Consider the following 17944-nt stretch of genomic DNA (forward strand, 5'->3'; position numbering starts at 1 on the left):
GCTCGCCGCGCTTGACGTCGTCGAATGAAGCGCGAAAGTTATGTCGGGATGAAGGAAGACGCTGTTTTCGATCCGCTTGCCCTCGCCCGCCAGTGGGCGGCGCAGTGGGAAAAGCTCGCCAACGAGCACGGCACTGAATGGCTTGCCAAGCCGGAAGCGGCACAGGCCATGCAGGGAATCACTGGCGCGGCGCTGAGCATGCAGGCCGCGTCGAAGGAAGCCAGCGCGCGCGTGCTTGCTGCGGCGAACCTTCCAAGCAAGGCCGATATCGATGCCCTCGGTCAGCGTCTGGCCGCGGTAGAGGCTGCGCTGGGTCGGATCGAAGACCGTTTGCGCGCGGACGATCCCGCTCCCAGCCGCCCGGCGGTGCGGCGCACACGCAAGCCGCCGACGGCCTGATGGCAACCGCGGCGATCCTCGAGCGGACCCGGACCGAGGTCGAGCGAGCGATCCAGCGCAACCTGCGCGGGCTCGAGTATCTCGCCTCCCCGGCCCCCGTCCTCGGCGCGAGCGCGAAGGACACCATCGTCTTGCGCGGTCCGATGCGGCTCTACCACTACCATCCGCTCGTCGACGAAGTGTACCGGGTGCCGGTGCTGCTGGTGATGGCGACGACCAACCGCGGCTACATTTTCGACATGGTGCCGGGCCAGAGCCTCGTCGAGTTCCTGTTGCTGCGCGGTTACGACGTGTTCATGCTCGACTGGGAAGCGCCGCGTCCGGACGATCGCGGCCTATCGCTTAAGAGCTACGTGGAGGATTTCCTCGGCGGCGCCATCGCGGAGGTACAACGCGCTACTGGCGAGGGCGACGTCAGCCTGATCGGCTATTGCATGGGCGGCGTGCTCTCCGTGCTCTGGTCGGGGCTGAACCCAGACGCCGGCCCCAAGAACCTCGTCGTGTTCACCACGCCGGTCGACTTCAAAGCGATGACGCTTTTCCAGGCTTGGTCGGACGAACGCTACTTCGATGTCGACCGGCTGGTCGACACGCTCGGACTAGCGCCGGCAGAAATGCTGCTGACGGCATTCGACATGCTCCGCCCGGGCGGGCGCGCGGGTTCAAACTTCCGTCTTATCGACAACCTGTGGGACGACGAATTCGTAAAATCGCACCGGATGTTCGACCGCTGGAGCAATGACATGCTGCCCCTGGCGGGGGAGTATTTTCGCGAGACGACCAAGGAACTTGTATGGTGCAATCGCCTGATGGACGGCAGCCTGAAGATCGGCGGGCGTCCGGTCCAGCTTGACCAGATAACGTGCCCCTTCCTGCACGTGACCGCCGAGCACGACCACATCGTCACCACCGCAGCTTCGGCACCGCTGATCGACATGATCGGGTCGTCCGACAAGGAGCAGGTCGTGTTGAAGGGTGGTCACGTCAGCCTCATCGCGGGCCCCAATGCGGTCAAGCGCATGTGGCCGAAGCTCGACGCATGGCTGGGAGAAAAAAGCGTTTGACTGACGAACTCGATCTCGATGGCGACTCCGTTGCGATCCGCGTGCCGACGTGCTCCGACCTGCCGGCATTGGCGCGGTTTGCCGCTGCCGTTCCTCCTCACGACCTGCTGTTCTTGGCCCGTGACATCCGCGAACCACGCGTGCTCCAGGCTTGGGTCGAGGGGGTGGAGGAAGGTGGGATCGTCAGCCTGATCGCGCTTTCAAAGGGCGAAATCATCGCCACCGTGGCGGCGCTGTCAGACGCCCTCAGTTGGTCGCGCCACGTATGGGACATTCGTCTGCTGGTGGCAGCGGGCCATCGCAATAAGGGACTTGGTCGGCGCCTGCTCGATGGCGCGATCGAGCGGGTTTGCGCGCTCGGCGCCGGCAAACTGACCGCGCGCATGACGCCAGACCAGAAGGGCGCAATCACTTTGTTCGAGGAGTGCGGCTTTCGCGCCGAGGCACTTCTGCGGGACCAAGTCCGCGACAGCGACGGCCGCCTGCACGACCTGGCGCTTCTCTACCTCGACCCAGTACACGAGACGGCCCGGCGAAGTGCGTTCGGCGAAGTAGCGCCTTAAAACCGCGCGCCACTAGCGGAGCAAGCGCACCAAGCTGGTGTCGAGCGCTTGCAGGAAGCGCGACCGGTCGGCCTTGGCAAAGGGCGCCGGTCCGCCGAGTTGTTCCCCGCCCGCGCGCAGATCGGCCATGATGGCCCGCGTAGCGATGACTCCGCCGATCGAAGCGCTCGTGAAAGCCTTGCCGGTCGGGCCGAGCACGGTTGCGCCGGCGTCGAGACAACGCTTCGCCAGCAGGATGTCCGCGGTCACCACCACGCTGTCCGGTCCGGCCGCTTCGGCGATCCAGTCGTCCGCGGCGTCGAAGGCATCGCTGACGACCATGCGGCTGACCAAAGGGTCGTTTGGAATGCGGATGAGGGCGTTGCTGACGATGGTCACCGGAACGCGGTATCGGCTCGCGACGCGGTAAATCTCATCCTTCACCGGGCACGCATCGGCATCGACGAGAATCTTCACGTCCTTGCTCATGCCTGCGCCTCGAACACCGATCGCTTCGAGCGCCGAAACAGCCGGGTGATCCCTCTTTGCCCAACGCCTGTCAGCCGGGCGGGTGTTGCGATCCACACGCTTGTCATGGGGCCCGCCTTAGCACGCCGCCCGGCGCATGCACGCTCGAGGCGTCTCCCGGGGGCATGACGTTGCGTTCCCGCGGCCTTTTGCCTATGGCGCGCGCACACGCCCCGGCCTCGCGAGTCACCCGGACCCGCCTGCCGGGGCGCCTCGTTTTTCCGCTACCGAGAAGGAAGCGCTCTGATGTCCTCCCGCCGCCGCCAGGTTTACGAAGGCAAGGCCAAAATCCTCTACGAAGGCCCCGAGCCGGGCACCCTGATCCAGTACTTCAAGGACGACGCAACCGCCTTCAACGCCCAGAAGAAGGGCACGATCAACGGCAAGGGCGTGATCAACAATCGCATCAGCGAATATGTTTTCACCCGCCTCGCCCACATCGGAATCCCGACGCATTTCATCCGCCGCCTCAACATGCGCGAACAGCTCGTGCGCCAGGTCGAGATCATCCCGATTGAGGTGATTGTTCGCAACATCGCTGCCGGCTCGCTCTCGAAGCGCCTCGGCATCGAGGAAGGCGAGCCGCTGCCCCACACGCTTATCGAGTATTGCTACAAGGACGACGCTCTCGGCGATCCGTTCATTTCCGAAGAGGAGATCGCCTGCTTCAACTGGGCGAGCCACGAGGAAATGCAGGACATCTCCAGCATGGCGATCCGCATCAACGACTTCATGAGCGGTATGTTCGCCGCGATCGGCATTCGCCTGGTCGACTTCAAGCTCGAGTTCGGGCGCATCTGGGACGGCGACTTCAGCCGCACCATCCTGGCCGACGAGATCAGCCCCGACGGCTGCCGCCTGTGGGACATGGTCACCGGCGAAAAGCTCGACAAGGACCGCTTCCGCCGCGATCTCGGTGGCGAGAGCGAGGCCTATCAGGAAGTCGCGCGCAGGCTTGGCCTACTGCAGGACGACAACGGCGGCCCCGGGGAGGTGTTTGACATGAGCGCTCACCGCTCGCGCCTGCGCACTTCGTCCAAGCCGAAGAAGTAGCCGGCCGTCCTTCGAGCAAGGGCCTAAACGACGTAATGCAGGCTTAGTCCGCTCGGCCCGATGGCGTAGGCGCAATCGGGGATATGATCGCCGTCAACCTGCACGGGGCTGACGCACCGGTCGAACTCGACGCGCCGCACGCTGCGGATGTCGGCAAGGCCGAGGCGGTCGAGGGGCAGCCGCAGCAGCGCGGCCGCGGTAAACGCGAGGGTCGCCCAGCGGCTCGACCGCCGAAGAACGATCAGTTCAACTGAATCCGCCTTGAGCGCTGCGCGCGGGCTGAGCCGGAATGAGCCTGCGTAGTGCGCGCCATGGCTGGCAACGACCGCACCGGCCTCGCATTCGAAGCGCTCGCCATCCGTCGTCTCGCCGCGAACGGTCATCGTCTCCTGCGGCCAGCGACGGAGCAGCCGCATCATCGCGACCCCGTAAGCCAACCGCCCTATCCGCCGCTTGAGCGCGCTCGAGACGTCGGCCACCGCGTGGCTGTCCGGCCCGATCGATAGGCAGGCTACCACGGGCAGCTCGCCTAGCGTGTAGAGCGGCGCATGTAGCCAGCTTCCCGGTCCCCGCGCCCAAGCGGCGAACACCAGCTCGGCCAACGCTTCCGGTTCGCGCGGATAGCCGATCTCGCGGGCCACGAGGTTGATCGTGCCCGAAGGCGCGATGCACAACGGAATTTCGCCCGCCATAGGCCCGAGCGCCTGCACAGCGTCGCGCAGCGTGCCGTCACCTCCGTGGACGCAGACGAGGTCGGGCGGATCGTTCGCCGGATCCCAGTTGCGGGCGGACGGCACCTCGCGGACGGCCGCGCCCTTCCGCTCGAGAGCGCGCCTCAAGTCGGCCAGCCGCTTGGCGCGATAGCTGCCCGCGGCAGGGTTGTAGACAAGATCGACATTCATGGGATTGCGCGCGTTGTTGCTCCGTTCAGGCGAACGGGGCAAGGAGCACTGCATGAAGTCGATGTTCCTCCTGCCGTTTTTCCTTGCCACTGCCGCACCGGTCCTCGCACAGACTGCCGGGCCCGAAGCCACTTGGGCCTTCGAAGAGAGCGACGTGCCGGTCGATCCGGCCTTCACGTTCGGCGAGCTTCCCAACGGGATGCGCTACGTCTTGCGCGAGAACCACACGCCGGAAGATACCGTGCTCATGCGCCTGCGCATCGGTTCGGGATCCCTGGAAGAGCGCGACGAGGAGCGCGGGCTAGCTCACTACCTCGAACACATGGCGTTTAACGGATCGAAGAACGTCCCGGAAGGCGAGATGGTCAAGCTGCTTGAGCGCGAAGGATTGGCCTTCGGCGCCGACACCAACGCCTCGACCGGGTTCGAGACGACCACATACAAGCTCGACCTGCCGAGGAACGACCCGAAACTGATCGATACGGCGCTGATGATCATGCGCGAGACGGCAAGCGAACTCACGATCTCCGACGAGGCGGTCGAGAGGGAGCGAGGCGTGATCCTCGCCGAAAAGCGCGATCGCACGAACTATGCGCTCAAGGAATTGGAGGACGAGTGGGCCTTCTCGACGCCCGGCGCGCGCTTCGCCAGCCGTCTGCCGATCGGCACCGACGCGACCCTGCGCGCGGCCGATGCAGCGAAGCTTCGCGAGTTCTATCGGCGCGCCTACGTTCCCGCGAACGCGACCTTGGTCGTTATCGGCGCGATCGACGTGCCGACCGTGGAACGGGCAGTCGCCGCGCGCTTCGGCAACTGGAAGCCGGCTCCGGCGCCGGCGCCGCCGGCGACGGGACCGGTCGACCTCTCCCTCAGCGGAGAAACCGACATCTACCTCGACCCGGCGCTATCGGAGCGGGTTACGGTCACCCGCCTCTCGAAGTGGATCGACGAACCGGACACCGTCGCGCAACGACGACTGAACCTCCTGCGCTCAATCGGCTACCGGGCGCTCAATCGACGCCTGGAGACGATCGCACGGGGCGAAGATGCTCCCTATCGCGCTGCCGGCTTCGGCACCGGCAAAGTCTTCGAGGATGCACGGGCGACTAACCTGATAGTCGACGCGGTCGACGGGCGATGGGCAGATGGCCTCGCGGTGGCCGCGCGCGAATGGCGCCGCGCGCTCGAATTCGGATTCTCGGAGGCCGAGATCGCGGAGCAGTTGGCGCGCGACCGTCAGAATGCGCAGAACGCAGCAGCGTCCGCGGCAACCCGCAGCAACGCAACACTCGTGAACGTGGTCGAGCAGCTTCTGGACGACGACATGGTCCCCTCCACGCCCGAGAGCGCGCTTCAACGGTTCGAAGCATTTGCGCCCTCGATCACCCCCGACGCCGTGCTCGCCGCGCTGCGGGCGGACGCCGCGCCGCTGGATGATCCGCTTATCCGCTTTCAGGGCCGGGTCGCCCCCGAAGGCGGAGCCGAGGCGCTGCGCAGCGCGTGGAACACCGCGATGGCGGAGAAGCTAGCCGCTCCGGCGCAAGCGGCCGCGGCGTCGTTCGCCTACACCGACTTCGGCGCGCCCGGTGCAGTGGTCACCCACGAAGTGGAACCACGCACAGGCATCCGCATGATCCGCTTCACCAACGGCGTGCGACTCAACCTGAAGAAGACCGCGCTCGAGACCGACCGGGTGCGCTTCCAGCTCAATCTCGACGGCGGGTCGCTGCTCGACACGCGCGACAACCCGCTGGCGACCGCGATGGTGGGATCGCTTACTGCCGGCGGTCTCGGAAAACACTCGCAGGACGAACTCGAAAGCGTGCTGGCGGGACGCACCGTCGGTTTCGCTCTCGCCACCGCCGGCGATACTTTCGTCAGTGGAGGCGGGACGACCCCGCGCGATCTCGAGTTGCAGCTCCAGCTGATCGCCGCCGCCCTGACCGACCCGGGATATCGCCGCGAGGGCGAAATCCGCTATCGGCGCGAGATCTCGAACTGGTTCAAGCGCAAGGACGCGACTCCCGGCGGCGCCCTCGGCTCGGCCCTCGGCGGTATTCTTTCCGACAGCGATCCGCGTTTCACCGTCCAGCCGGAAAGCGACTACCAGAAGCTCAGCTTCGAGAAGCTGCGCGCCGCAATCGGCGATCGGCTTGCCAGCGGCGCCATCGAACTTGCGCTCGTCGGCGACATCGACGAGGCTGCCGCGGTCGCGATGGTCGGCAAGACGCTCGGGGCGCTACCGGCACGCGAAGCGGACTTCCTACCTCGCGACGCCGAGCGGCAGCGCGGCTTCACCGCGGACCGCTCGCCGCGCACCGTCTCCCACACTGGCGAAGCGGACCAGGCGCTGCTGCAGTGGACCTGGCCGACCGTCGACGACAGCGACCACCTCGAGGTGGAGCGCATGGAACTCCTCGAGCGCGTTGTCCGCATCGAACTGACCGAAGAACTGCGCGAGAAGCTCGGCAAGGCCTACTCGCCTTCCGCCAGCAGCGCGCCGTCGTCGGTCTGGGATGGCTACGGCACCTTCAGCCTCGCCGCGTCAGTGGACGTGGACGACGTCGATCCCACGCGCCAGGCGCTACAGGCGGTAATCGAGCGGCTTGGACGCGAGCCGGTGGGCGCCGACACGCTCGACCGGGCCCGCCGGCCCCTGCTCGAAGGCTACGACAACGCGCTCAAGACCAACGGCGGCTGGATGCGGCTCGCCGCAAGGGCGCAGAGCGAAGCATTCCGCATCGATCGTTTCCTCTCCGCAAAGGCCCTGCTGACGAACATCACCCCTGCCGACCTGCGGGCAACCGCCGCACGGTATCTCGCGCCGTCGGCAGCCGTAGAGGTCCTTGCGCTACCGGCGGGCAAAACCGGCGGCTAGCGCTTGTCGGCGCAGCACCCTTTCGCCATAGGCTGCGCGCGTCCCCGCCATCACGAAGGGCCGCCACCGCCATGAAAGTCCGCGTTTACGTCAGCCTGAAGCCCGGGGTGCTCGACCCGCAGGGCCGCGCCGTGCATCACGCGCTCGAAGGTCTCGGCTTCGAAGGGGTCGAGGACGTCCGCGTCGGACGGCTGATCGAGCTCGACATCGCCGACGGCACCAGCGACGTGTCGCTCGACGAGATGTGCCGCAAGCTCCTCGCCAACATGGTGATCGAGAACTATCGCATCGAGAAGATGGAGACCGCGTGATGGCGTTCCGCGGCGCGGTCATAACTTTCCCCGGATCGAACTGCGATCGCGATATGGCGGTGGCGCTCCAGAAAGTCTCGGGCGTCCCCGCGCTCCGAGTGTGGCACGGCGATGCCGAATTGCCGCCCGGCCTCGACTTCATCGCGGTGCCCGGCGGCTTTTCCTACGGGGACTACCTGCGCTGCGGCGCGATCGCGAGCCGTAGCCCGGTGATGCGTTCGGTCGTGGAGGCTGCCGAGCGCGGCGTGCCGGTGCTGGGTGTGTGCAATGGCTTCCAGGTGCTCACTGAAAGCGAACTGCTTCCCGGCGCGCTGATGCGCAATGCGCAATTGAACTTCACCTGCCGGGCCGCTCCGCTGACGGTTGAGAACAACCAGTCGCTATTCACCGCCGGCTACGAAGCGGGGGCGGCGATCACCCTTCCCGTTGCGCACCACGATGGCAACTATTTCGCCGACGAAGCGACCCTCGATCGGCTGGAGGGAGAAGGCCGAGTAGCCTTGCGCTACGCCGACGAGTGCAACGGCTCGCAGCGGCGCATCGCGGGCATCCTCAATGCCAACGGCAACGTGCTAGGGATGATGCCCCACCCCGAGCGCGCGATCGAGCCGGAGCTCGGCGGGACCGATGGGCGGGCGCTGTTCGAAAGCGCGGTCGGCGCGCTAGTACACGCCTAGCGGTTAGGCACGCAGGCGCTCGGGCAGCTCGGGCCGGCGGCGGAACAGCTTCAGCGCGTCCTCCGATTTCATCGGCCGGCCGAAGTGGAAACCTTGTATCTTCGTGCAGCCAAGGCGGCGGATCATCGCCGCTTGGTCTTCGTTCTCGACCCCTTCGGCGGTCGTCGACATCTCCAGGCTGTCAGCCATCGCGACGACCGCACGGATGATCGCAAGGCTTTCCTTGCTGTCCTGCGCCGCTCCCTGGACGAAGCTGCGATCGACCTTGATTGTCGAAAAGCGAATCTTACGCAGGTAGCCGAGCGATGAGTAACCGGTACCGAAATCGTCGAGCGCCACCGTGCAGCCGAGCGCCATCACCTGCTCCAGCGCGCTGCGCGCGACGCTGGCATCACGCAGGAAGATGCTCTCGGTGACCTCGAGCTCGAGGCGACTGGCCTCCAGCCCGCTGTTCGAGAGAGCGCGCACCACCGCGGTCGCGAAGTCCGGCTCGAACAGCTGCTCCGGGCTAACGTTGACCGCGATCCGGACATGCTCGGGCCAGCGGGTCGCCTCCCGGCAGGCTTGTTCGAGGACCCAGGTTCCGATCGGCACGATCAGGCGAGTATCTTCGGCGATCGGCACGAACTTGCCCGGGCTGACCGAGCCGTGGTCGGGACTGTTCCAGCGGACCAGCGCTTCAAAGCTGACGACTTGCTCGGTTAGAGTGTCGACCACCGGCTGATAGTGCAATTCCAACTCGCGCTTCTCGAGCGCGCGGCGGAGGGCGAATTCGAGCTGGCGCCGTTCCTCGGCATTGGCGTGGAGTTCGGGCTCGTAGTTGCGATGCTCGCCGCCGCCGTCGTCCTTCGCGCGGTAAAGCGCGAGGTCGGCGTTGCGCATCAATTCTTCCACGCTCTGCCCGTCGCGCGGCCCGACGGCGGAGCCGACGCTGGCACCGACATAGAGGGTATGATGATCGACCTCGTATGGCTGCGACAGGCGTGCGATGACGCTTCTCGCCACGCGTTCGATGCAACCGCGGTCGCTCGCATCGCGGATGACTATGGCGAACTCGTCGCCGCCGAGCCGACCGCACAGCTCGTTCTCGCCCATCAGGGCCTTCAACCGCGCCGAGACCTGCGCGAGCAGCTTGTCGCCGGTCTGGTGCCCGAGCGAATCGTTCACCGCCTTAAACCGGTCGAGGTCGATCATCAGGAAGGCGCAACGGGTACGCCACTGCTCGGCGTAGCGAAGTGCATCGCCGAGCGCCTCCGTCAGCATCAGCCGGTTGGGCAGGCCGGTAAGCGTATCGTAGCGCGCGAGGTAGGCGATCTTCTCGCTCGATTCGCGCTGTTCGGTGACGTCGGAGCCGACCCCGCGAATGCCGAGATAGGCGCCGTTGTCGTCGAGCATCGGCGTGCCGGACAACTCCCACCAGCGGTGCTCGCGGCCGATCGCGACCTTGACCAGCAAGTTGGAAAAGCTCTCGCGCCGCTTCAGCCGTTCCGCCAGGTCGTGCAGGCTCGCCGGGAATTGCCCGGTGGACCACGCCTCGCCGCTGATCAGCTCGAGAAACGGCTTGCCCTCGACCTCCTCGATCGGGCGACCCAGCGCGAACGCGAAGCGGGGCGACGCCGAGCGCACGAGGCGGTTCGTGTCGATTTGCCACAGCCAGTCGGCCTGGTTCTCCTCGAACTCACGCAGCAGAAGCGATACGACTTCGCTCTTTTCGGCATTGCCGGCTTCGGCGAGGCAAGCGTTGAGATGGACTCGCGCCACCACCACCACACCTCTGATCACCGCAATGAGCATCAGCACGATGCCTATCGCCGCAGGATACTGGCCAAACCACAGGAAGCAGGCGACCGTGGCAAGCGTCGTGACGACCCCCATCACCACGGTGGCCAGCGGTGCGGCTCCGAGCGCCAGCGATGATCCCGCGAGCAGCACGCAGATGAGCATCCCTAGGCCGGCCCGGTCGGCATTGTCGCCGAATAGGCCGAACCCGACGATCGGGATGCACCAAGCTAGCGCGACGATGAACGTCGCCACGCCCTTGCGGTTCATTTCCTCGCGGGTGACTCGGGGCCGATCCCCCTCGGCGACCCCGACGTTGGAGCGGACGTTGATCATCAGCCCGCCACCGAGTGCGATCACGAACATCGCGATCAGCCAGAGCGGCGCCGTGCCCGCGTAGATACCGATCGCGAGCAAGGCGCAGGCCGCGTGCATAGCCACACGCAGCCGCACGGTCTTGATCAGTTGCGCGTACTGCAGCCCGCGCAAGCGCGCCCAGTCGTCGCCCTCGGGATCCCTCAGACCGAGGATCGCTAGCAGCGGCAGGTCCGCCGGCACTTCGGGCGCAGGAATGGTGCGATCGGTCACCCCCAAGCTTTACCGGGGAAAAGGTTATTCGACCGTAAATCCTTTTATCAAAACGATAAAATTCAGCTCCGCAGGAACCTGGAATTAACCAAGTCGCTCATTCGACTGTGACCGACTTTGCCAGGTTGCGCGGCTGGTCGACGTCGGTGCCCTTCGCGCATGCGACGTGGTAAGCCAGCAATTGCACCGGCACGGCATACACCAATGGCGCGATGAGTGGGTGGACCTTGGGCATCTGGATCGTCGCCAGGCAACCCTCGCCGGCCTCCTCCAGGCCCTTTTCATCGCTGATCAGCACGATCTTGCCGCCCCGTGCGCGCACTTCCTGCATGTTCGAAACCGTCTTCTCGAACAAGGGACCGGAAGGCGCGAGGACAATCACCGGGACCGCCTCGTCGATCAGTGCGATCGGGCCGTGTTTCATCTCGCCGGATGCATAACCCTCGGCATGGATATAGCTGATTTCCTTCAGCTTCAGCGCCCCTTCGAGCGCCAGCGGATAGTCGGGGCCTCGCCCGAGGTAGAGCACGTCGCGCGCCGGGGCGATGAGGTATGCCATTCCCGCGATATCCTCGTCGTGATCGAGAGCGGCGTTGAGCGCGGCCGGCGCTTCGAGCAGGTGTCGCACCACTTCCTGCTCCTCGGCGCGGTTCATCCTGCCTTTTTTCACCGCGAGGTGCGCGGCGAGCGCGGCGAGCACCGCAAGCTGGCAGGTAAAGGCCTTGGTGCTGGCCACGCCGATTTCGGGGCCGGCATGGGTCGGCAGCAGCAAGTCGGCCTCGCGCGCCATCGAACTGGTCGGCACATTAACCACCACTGCGATCGTCTGGCCGCGTTCCTTGCAAAGGCGGAGTGCGGCGAGCGTGTCGGCGGTTTCGCCGCTCTGGCTGATGAATAGGGCAAGGCCGCCCTGCTCCAGTACCGGGTCGCGATAACGGAACTCACTGGCCACATCGATGTCGACCGGCACCCGGGCAAACGTTTCGAACCAGTACTTGGCCACCATTCCCGCATAGTAGGAGGTGCCGCACGCAACGATCGTCACCCGTCGGATCGACGAGAGGTCGAAATCGATCTGCGGCAGCGCCACGCGGTTGTCGGCCTGATGGACGTAGCTTTTGAGGGTCTGCGCCACGACGGTCGGCTGCTCGAAGATTTCCTTCTGCATGAAGTGCCGGTAATTGCCCTTCTCGACTGCTGCCGCAGACGCGCCCGATGTGGTGATCTCGCGCGTGACCGGGGTGTTCTCGGCGTCGTAGACCTGCGCGCCGTCACGGTTGATGACCACCCAATCGCCTTCATCGAGGTAAGCGATGCGCTGGGTCAGCGGCGCTAACGCGAGCGCGTCGGAACCGAGATAAGTCTCCCCTTCGCCGTAGCCGATCACCAGCGGAGAGCCGAGCCGCGCGCCGATGAGCATGTCAGGGTGGTCGCGGAAGGCAATTGCCAGAGCGAATGCACCCCGGAGGCGCGGAAGCACGGTCTTGACCGCATCTTCCGGCGAAGCGCCCTTCTCGACCTCCTCGGATATCAGGTGCGCCACCACCTCGCTGTCGGTCTCGCTCTCGAGCTTCCGGCCTTTGGCGGTGAGTTCGTCGCGCAGCGGCTTGAAGTTTTCGATGATCCCATTGTGCACCAGCGCGACATGCTGGGTGGCATGCGGGTGCGCGTTGTGCGCCGTTGGTGCGCCGTGGGTCGCCCAGCGGGTGTGAGCAATGCCCACTTGGCCAGGAGCCGGATGCGCGGCGAGTTCGCGCACGAGGTTCGCCAGCTTCCCTTCTGCCCGCCGGCGCACCAGTGCGCCATCGAACAGCGTGCAGACGCCCGCACTGTCGTAGCCGCGGTATTCCATTCGCCGGAGCCCGTCGACCAGCCGGTCCGCGACTTCTTCCCTGCCGGCGATGCCGATGATTCCGCACATGCTGCTTCGTATTCCTTCAAAGAGTATAGGGGACGCGGACGCCCGGCATGTTGGCCGGGAAATCCTTGGTGTTGCGGGTGACGAGAATGCGGCCGGTGCTCTGCGCGGAGGCCAGGACGATGGCGTCGAGGGCCCTCAGACGAAGGCGCTGCGAACGCAAGACCGCCGCTTGCCGAGCCACTTCTTCGCTGACCTCGACAATGCGAAAGTGATCGAGATAGGCTTCCGCCCGCTTGCCGTCGTCGGGCAAGGCGCCGGCCATGACTTCGATCCATGTCACCCGGCTGATGTAACGTTGCGAATAGCGGACCAGCTCCGCCTGCGCCTCTCGCACCCCGCGCAAGGCATCGATCACGATGTTGCTGTCAAACACAGCTTCGGTCATGGGCGCCGCGCCGCTTTCCCGGCAAGCCAGGCCTTGTGCCTGTCATGCTCGCGGTCGTCCTCCGGGTCGAACAGATCCGGAAACTCGGATCGCGCAGCTTCGTAGTCGGGATCCCACGGCCGGGCGTTGCCTGCGCGTTCGCGGCGTTGCCACTCGACGGCGTCACCGATGTCCGAGCGATCCTGCCAAATCCCGAAGAATTTTTCGATCCCGTCGCGCGCCGTCTCCCCGCGATAGGAGGACACGGCTTCGCGCAATATGGCCGCGCGTGATTTGCCCTGCTCTTCGGCCAAGCGATCGAGCCATCGAATATCGTCGTCAGGAAGATCCGCCAGGATACGAGTCATGATATCATGATATGATATTGCGATATCGCCGTCAACTCGCCCGCCTGCGCAAATTCGAGCGCCAAAGAAACAGCCCCGAACCGATGACGACCACCGCGCCCAACAGCGTTGCGCCATCCGGTCGGTCCCCGAAGAACCACCACCCGAGGCTCGTCGCGACCAACAGCTGGACGTAAGTCATGGGTGCGACGCTCGCCGCGCCGGAACGCGTCGTGCCCAGATAGATCAGCCAATGCGCCGTACTCGCGCTCGCTGCGACCACCGCGCATTTCACCATGACGTGTACCGAAGGCACGCTCACCACCAGGGCTTCAACCCCGGAATAGTGCCCCACGAGAGTCGCCATCAGCAGGATGGGTAGCGCCGCTAACGCGAGGACTGCCTGCATGGCGAGTGGGCTCGCCTGTCCCGCCGCCGCGCGATTGGCCATGAACAGGGTGCTCATCGCAAAGGCGGACACCAGCGGCAGCAACGCCGCAAAACCCGTCTCGACGAGATTTGGGCGCAGTACGATCATCACCCCGGCAAAAGCGATCGCGCATGCGATCCAGGTCGCCGCGCTTGCCCGCTCCTTGAGGAAGACTGGGGCGAGAAGACCGGTTATCAGGGGGCTGACGAACACGATTGTGGTGGCTTCAGCCAGCGGCATGATCAGCAGCGAAGAAAAGAAGGTCACCGTCGCGACTGCCACGCTCAACCCGCGGAGAAGCTGCAATCGCGGGCGGGGCACCGCCAACCCGGCGGGCCCTTCGCGCACCAGCAACAGGGCCGACAGCGCGACCGCGGCAACCCCGTATCGCAATGCCGCGATCGCGGTTGGAGCCCACTGCCCCGCCATCGATTTGACTACCGCGTCACCGCAGGAGAGCAGCACGAAGCCGAGCAGCGCGAATAGCAGGCCGCCGCCGCGATCCTCAGGTCGGTGATGCTCGCGGCCCATCGCCGCAGGCCTCTAGGGCACCCTGCCTTGTGTTGCCACCGGCTTGATGCCCGTCAGGGCGAGGGCGCTAGGGGAACCACCGTACAGCCCGCCTTCGCCGCGGCGCGAGCGAGATCGGGGACCAGGCCACCCGCTGGCACTTCCGGCCGGCCGAGCTCGTCGGTGATCGGTGCGAGACGTTCGGCGTCAACGAATGCGATGGTGCGGTCGGAACAAAGCCTCGCCAACTCACCGCCTTCAATCCGGCTCGCCAGCAAACGGATCGGGCGGCGGTCCAGGTACGGCGGGTTGTAGACGAGGTCCGCCGTGAATTCCGGAGCGGTATCGTCAACGATCACCAGGTCGGAGTTAGTGGCCGCGATGCTTCGGTCCACCTCGGCGAAAAGCCCGGAGAAGTGGTGCGCCTGCCACAACAGCCACGGCATCGCGATGAACAAAGTGGCCCCGGTGGCCGCTGCGAGGTGACGCCGATCGAGGGCAAGCTTGGTGCGCAGGTCGCGCCAGCCGAGGGCCGCGATGAGACAGGCTACACCGACTAGGCCGTGCATGTAACGGAACCCCCAACCGTGCCCTTGGTAAGGGCGCAAGACGAGCTTGAAGATGACCAGGACCGCCAGCGCCGCCACCGCGCCGAGGAGCACTGGATCGCGCGAACGCAGTGCGGGACCAAGCCCAGCCAGCAGCAACGGCACTAGCAGCAGGTTCTGCCAGGCGGCGAGACGCACGAGGTTGGCCGCCTGTGTCCACAAGTACGCCGGCGAGATCTCCGAAATCGCCCACCACAGGCGCGTGAGCAGGAATGAATCCACATCCTGCGGCTTGCCGGACACACCAAGCTCGCCGAGGGGCAGCGCAGTGTACTTGCCCCAGGCTACGACCCCCGCGGCATACGCCAGCGCGTAAATCCCCGACAGGCCCCAGCGTCGTCGCATGACCAGACAGAAAAACAGGAACGGCCCCGCAAACATCGGATGGTACGCGGGCTGATGAAGGCCGATGGCAAGGAACCCCACGCCGATCGCGGCAGCGTGCGAATACCAGCGATCGTGAAGTAGCAGCGCAAGCCAGATCATGTTGAACGCGAGGTGGCCGGCCATCGCGTAGCTGGTCATCGCGGTCGCCAGCACTTGCGTGCTGGTCGCGTAAAGCAGGATCGCGACCAGCTGGCTTTCATTATCGCCCGGGAGAACGCGGCGCGCTACGCGCCAGGTCGCCAGCAATCCCGCCGCAGTGAGCAGCGGGCTGGCCCACGCCGGGTCCGCGACGAAGCCTACCAGGGCATGCAGTGCCGCGTTGACGGGGCGATAGATCGAGAACCATCCGGTGCCGACCGCCGATTCCGGAATGAAGAAGACGTTGAGCGCGGAATGATAGGGGCGCCATAGATCCGGCAGAGAAGCCGCGAAATGGCCCCCGGCGAATATCTCTGCATCGAACAGGGCCATTTGCTCGTCGCGACTGAACGCGTAGCCACACAGCACGAGGTAGTGACCCGCTAACCCGACGGCGATGAGAGCCGCTGCCGCCCCCCCCGCCGTCCACGCAGTAAGCCGGCTCGAAGGCGCGGCGACGGTTCGGCCCCCGCGAACCGGCATGAGGGCGAGCCCCAGCAAGGTCACCAAGAGCAGTACTATGACCGGCAGGTCCTGGCGGTAGAGAAAGTAGTGCGGCAGCGTCTCGCGGATCGGCCTGCTCGCCATCGCGGCAAGGAGGACGATCAGAAGCGCGGCGATACGCATCGCGGCAACTCGTGCGCCGGTTCCCAGAAGACTCTCAACCCCCGCCGTGGTGGGTTCGGCGCCAGCCGCGGCAAATGATCCCGAGGGTCCGCTCATCGGGTCCTTCTTCGCCAATTGTGGTTAATATTGCCTCACCGCGGTACCGCGTGCCCGGGAGCTGCCGCGGGCGGTGAGCGCCGACGGTCCAATTATCCACGATTTTCCGCGCGTTATGGTTACCGCCCGTTAACGATGTCGCCTTAGATCGCCGTCGGGGCCAAGCGGCCGGGGGGCGCATGACCAGTCTGACAGGGCAATTGCTACGCTGGCCACGCTGGCGCGCGGCGCGTTCGGCCAACACTGGGTGGCTGCGCGCCATCGACGCCCGGCTGACGCGGCCCGCCGTATGGCTTGGCGCCGTCACCTTCGTCTTCGCGCTCCAGGCACTGTTGATCGCCGGGCACCGGCCATGGCTCGACGAGGTGCAGGCCGTGCAACTCGCCGTCGAAGCGCCGGACCTCGCGACCCTGTTCGCGTGGCTGCGCTACGAAGGACATCCTCCGCTTTTCTACCTCATCCTGCGCGGGCTAGCGCATGTAATGGAGCCCTTGGCTACGCTCCCGGTGCTCGCCGCGGCGCTCGCTGCGATCACCCAAGCCTGCATCCTGTTCCGCAGTCCATTCACCCGCGCCGAGCGGCTCCTGATCGCGCTGTCGACGTTCGTGCTGTTCGATTTCCTGACCCTGTCGCGCAGCATGACACTCGGCGTCGCGCTGATCGTCGTGGCCACGGCGTACTGGCGCAGCCGCTGGGTGTGGCTGGTGATCGCATTGCTGCCGATGTGCGATTTCCTGTTCGGGGTGATCTCCGGCATTCTCGTGCTGCTCAAGCTTCGGGAGCGCCAACTGTTCTGGCCGGGCGCTCTGCTGTGGCTGGGGCTCGGACTGCTCGCCGCTTGGTCGGTCCGCCCGGCGGAAGACATTATTCCGGCGGTCCAAAGCAGCGGCTTTGCACAAGATTTCCTCGGTTATGTTTCGAACCTCGGAGCGCTCGCGCTGCCCTTCCAGGGCGGCCTGGTGGCAACGTGGAACGCGCCGCCGTTTCCGCTAGCGGGCATACTGTGGATACCGTTCCTCCTGCTATGCTGGACGACCACGCAGGGCGACCGCTTCCAGCGGCTGCTCTTGTTCGGTTTCATCGGGCTGACCTTCGTGTTCTCGATGGTCGTTTACCCGCTGGCCATTCGTCACCTCATGCTGATCGCGCTGCTGGTCATCGTCTTCGCGTGGTTTCGCCGCGAGCGAGGCGAAGTGCCGCAGCCTGGCTTTCGCCTGTGGCTGGCAGTCTCGGCCGCCTGCGGCCTGGCCACTGCCGCAATCAACCTCGCGCTGCCGTTCAACACCGCCCCGGAGGCCGCCGCCGAGATCGAGCGCCTGGGCCTTGCGGACAAGCATTGGATGGCCTGGCCCGATTTCCGCTCGCCCGTGGTCTCGACGCTGACCGGGATCGATTTCGAGCAGACTGGGGAGCATTGCATGATGAGCGCCATGAAGTGGAACCACCGGACCCGGCTGACGAAACCGGCGCGGCTTCAGCGTTACCTGAAGGCCGAAGTCGCGCGGCACGGGCAGTTCTATCTCCTGAGCGATCGAAGGATCAGGGGCTTTGACCCCAACTTGATCCAGCCCGTCGCGGAAATTCCCGCCGGCTACGATGGGCAAGCTCACAATTTGTATTTGGTGGGTCCTAATGCGCCCGAAATTTCGCAGAGCCTGCCGCCCTGCATCGCGCACCGGCGACCCTTTACGCGGCTGACGGCCCAGCAGCCTTAGGAAAAAAACAACCTTTCCAACTTATTCACTTTGTATCGGAAGGCGGCGTTCGCACCGCGTGTGCGAGGTCTCGCGCGCCG

The 17944-nt window shown here is 65.6% G+C and carries 16 protein-coding genes; 8 read left to right on the forward strand and 8 right to left on the reverse strand.

Annotated elements, in window-relative coordinates:
- The first annotated feature begins 24 nt into the window (after window positions 1-24).
- The 3 genes from ACWPM1_RS11930 to ACWPM1_RS11940 are packed head-to-tail and all read left to right on the forward strand — an operon-like array spanning window position 25 to window position 2026.
- Complete coding sequence (locus ACWPM1_RS11930) at window positions 25-399, forward strand: hypothetical protein (protein ID WP_455695050.1); 375 nt, start codon at window positions 25-27, stop codon at window positions 397-399.
- Window positions 399-1463 carry an alpha/beta fold hydrolase gene (locus tag ACWPM1_RS11935; protein ID WP_455695051.1) on the forward strand — a complete coding sequence of 355 codons (1065 nt, stop codon included), beginning with the start codon at window positions 399-401 and terminating at the stop codon, window positions 1461-1463. The genes ACWPM1_RS11930 and ACWPM1_RS11935 overlap by 1 nt, the downstream gene beginning before the upstream one ends.
- Window positions 1460-2026, forward strand: a complete 567-nt coding sequence (locus ACWPM1_RS11940; RefSeq protein WP_455695052.1) for an N-acetyltransferase family protein — start codon at window positions 1460-1462, stop codon at window positions 2024-2026. The genes ACWPM1_RS11935 and ACWPM1_RS11940 overlap by 4 nt, the downstream gene beginning before the upstream one ends.
- Window positions 2027-2038: 12 nt before the next feature.
- Here the strand turns inward: ACWPM1_RS11940 and ACWPM1_RS11945 are convergent, their stop codons facing one another.
- Window positions 2039-2494, reverse strand: coding sequence for a YaiI/YqxD family protein (locus ACWPM1_RS11945; protein ID WP_455695053.1), 456 nt, complete (start codon window positions 2492-2494; stop codon window positions 2039-2041).
- A 285-nt stretch (window positions 2495-2779) separates the two neighbouring features.
- Between ACWPM1_RS11945 and purC the strand changes: the two genes are divergently transcribed.
- Window positions 2780-3586 (forward strand): phosphoribosylaminoimidazolesuccinocarboxamide synthase, encoded by an 807-nt coding sequence (purC, locus tag ACWPM1_RS11950; RefSeq protein ID WP_455695054.1) that lies wholly within the window; start codon window positions 2780-2782, stop codon window positions 3584-3586.
- A 23-nt stretch (window positions 3587-3609) separates the two neighbouring features.
- On the opposite strand, the gene ACWPM1_RS11955 is transcribed toward purC, so the two are convergent.
- Window positions 3610-4488 (reverse strand): diacylglycerol/lipid kinase family protein, encoded by an 879-nt coding sequence (locus ACWPM1_RS11955; protein WP_455695055.1) that lies wholly within the window; start codon window positions 4486-4488, stop codon window positions 3610-3612.
- Window positions 4489-4540: 52 nt separating this feature from the next.
- Between ACWPM1_RS11955 and ACWPM1_RS11960 the strand changes: the two genes are divergently transcribed.
- The 3 genes from ACWPM1_RS11960 to purQ all read left to right on the forward strand — a co-directional run bounded on the left by ACWPM1_RS11960 (window position 4541) and on the right by purQ (window position 8354).
- Entirely contained in the window at window positions 4541-7366 is a 2826-nt protein-coding gene (locus ACWPM1_RS11960; protein ID WP_455695056.1) for a M16 family metallopeptidase, read from the forward strand.
- 71 nt (window positions 7367-7437) lie between these two features.
- On the forward strand, window positions 7438-7677 hold the full coding sequence (purS, locus tag ACWPM1_RS11965; protein WP_455695057.1) for a phosphoribosylformylglycinamidine synthase subunit PurS: 240 nt from the start codon (window positions 7438-7440) through the stop codon (window positions 7675-7677).
- Complete coding sequence (purQ, locus tag ACWPM1_RS11970; protein WP_455695058.1) at window positions 7677-8354, forward strand: phosphoribosylformylglycinamidine synthase subunit PurQ; 678 nt, start codon at window positions 7677-7679, stop codon at window positions 8352-8354. The genes purS and purQ overlap by 1 nt, the downstream gene beginning before the upstream one ends.
- A 3-nt stretch (window positions 8355-8357) precedes the next feature.
- Here purQ and ACWPM1_RS11975 read toward each other — a convergent pair whose 3' ends face one another.
- From ACWPM1_RS11975 to ACWPM1_RS12000, 6 genes are all read right to left on the reverse strand, one after another.
- Window positions 8358-10721, reverse strand: coding sequence for a putative bifunctional diguanylate cyclase/phosphodiesterase (locus tag ACWPM1_RS11975; RefSeq protein ID WP_455695059.1), 2364 nt, complete (start codon window positions 10719-10721; stop codon window positions 8358-8360).
- Between the two features lie 97 nt (window positions 10722-10818).
- Window positions 10819-12642 carry a glutamine--fructose-6-phosphate transaminase (isomerizing) gene (gene glmS / locus ACWPM1_RS11980; RefSeq protein WP_455695060.1) on the reverse strand — a complete coding sequence of 608 codons (1824 nt, stop codon included), beginning with the start codon at window positions 12640-12642 and terminating at the stop codon, window positions 10819-10821.
- A 16-nt stretch (window positions 12643-12658) separates the two neighbouring features.
- On the reverse strand, window positions 12659-13027 hold the full coding sequence (locus ACWPM1_RS11985; RefSeq protein ID WP_455695061.1) for a PIN domain-containing protein: 369 nt from the start codon (window positions 13025-13027) through the stop codon (window positions 12659-12661).
- A complete protein-coding gene (locus tag ACWPM1_RS11990) occupies window positions 13024-13374 on the reverse strand; it encodes a ribbon-helix-helix protein, CopG family (RefSeq protein WP_455695062.1) in 351 nt (116 codons plus the stop codon). Before ACWPM1_RS11990 ends, ACWPM1_RS11985 begins: the two co-directional genes overlap by 4 nt.
- 31 nt (window positions 13375-13405) lie before the next feature.
- A complete protein-coding gene (locus ACWPM1_RS11995) occupies window positions 13406-14314 on the reverse strand; it encodes a DMT family transporter (RefSeq protein ID WP_455695063.1) in 909 nt (302 codons plus the stop codon).
- A gap of 53 nt (window positions 14315-14367) precedes the next feature.
- Entirely contained in the window at window positions 14368-16053 is a 1686-nt protein-coding gene (locus ACWPM1_RS12000; RefSeq protein WP_455695064.1) for a hypothetical protein, read from the reverse strand.
- 275 nt (window positions 16054-16328) lie between these two features.
- Here ACWPM1_RS12000 and ACWPM1_RS12005 point away from each other — a divergent pair, with 275 nt between their 5' ends.
- Entirely contained in the window at window positions 16329-17864 is a 1536-nt protein-coding gene (locus tag ACWPM1_RS12005; protein ID WP_455695065.1) for a hypothetical protein, read from the forward strand.
- Window positions 17865-17944 lie beyond the last annotated feature (80 nt).

This window comes from Tsuneonella sp. HG249, from assembly GCF_053819205.1.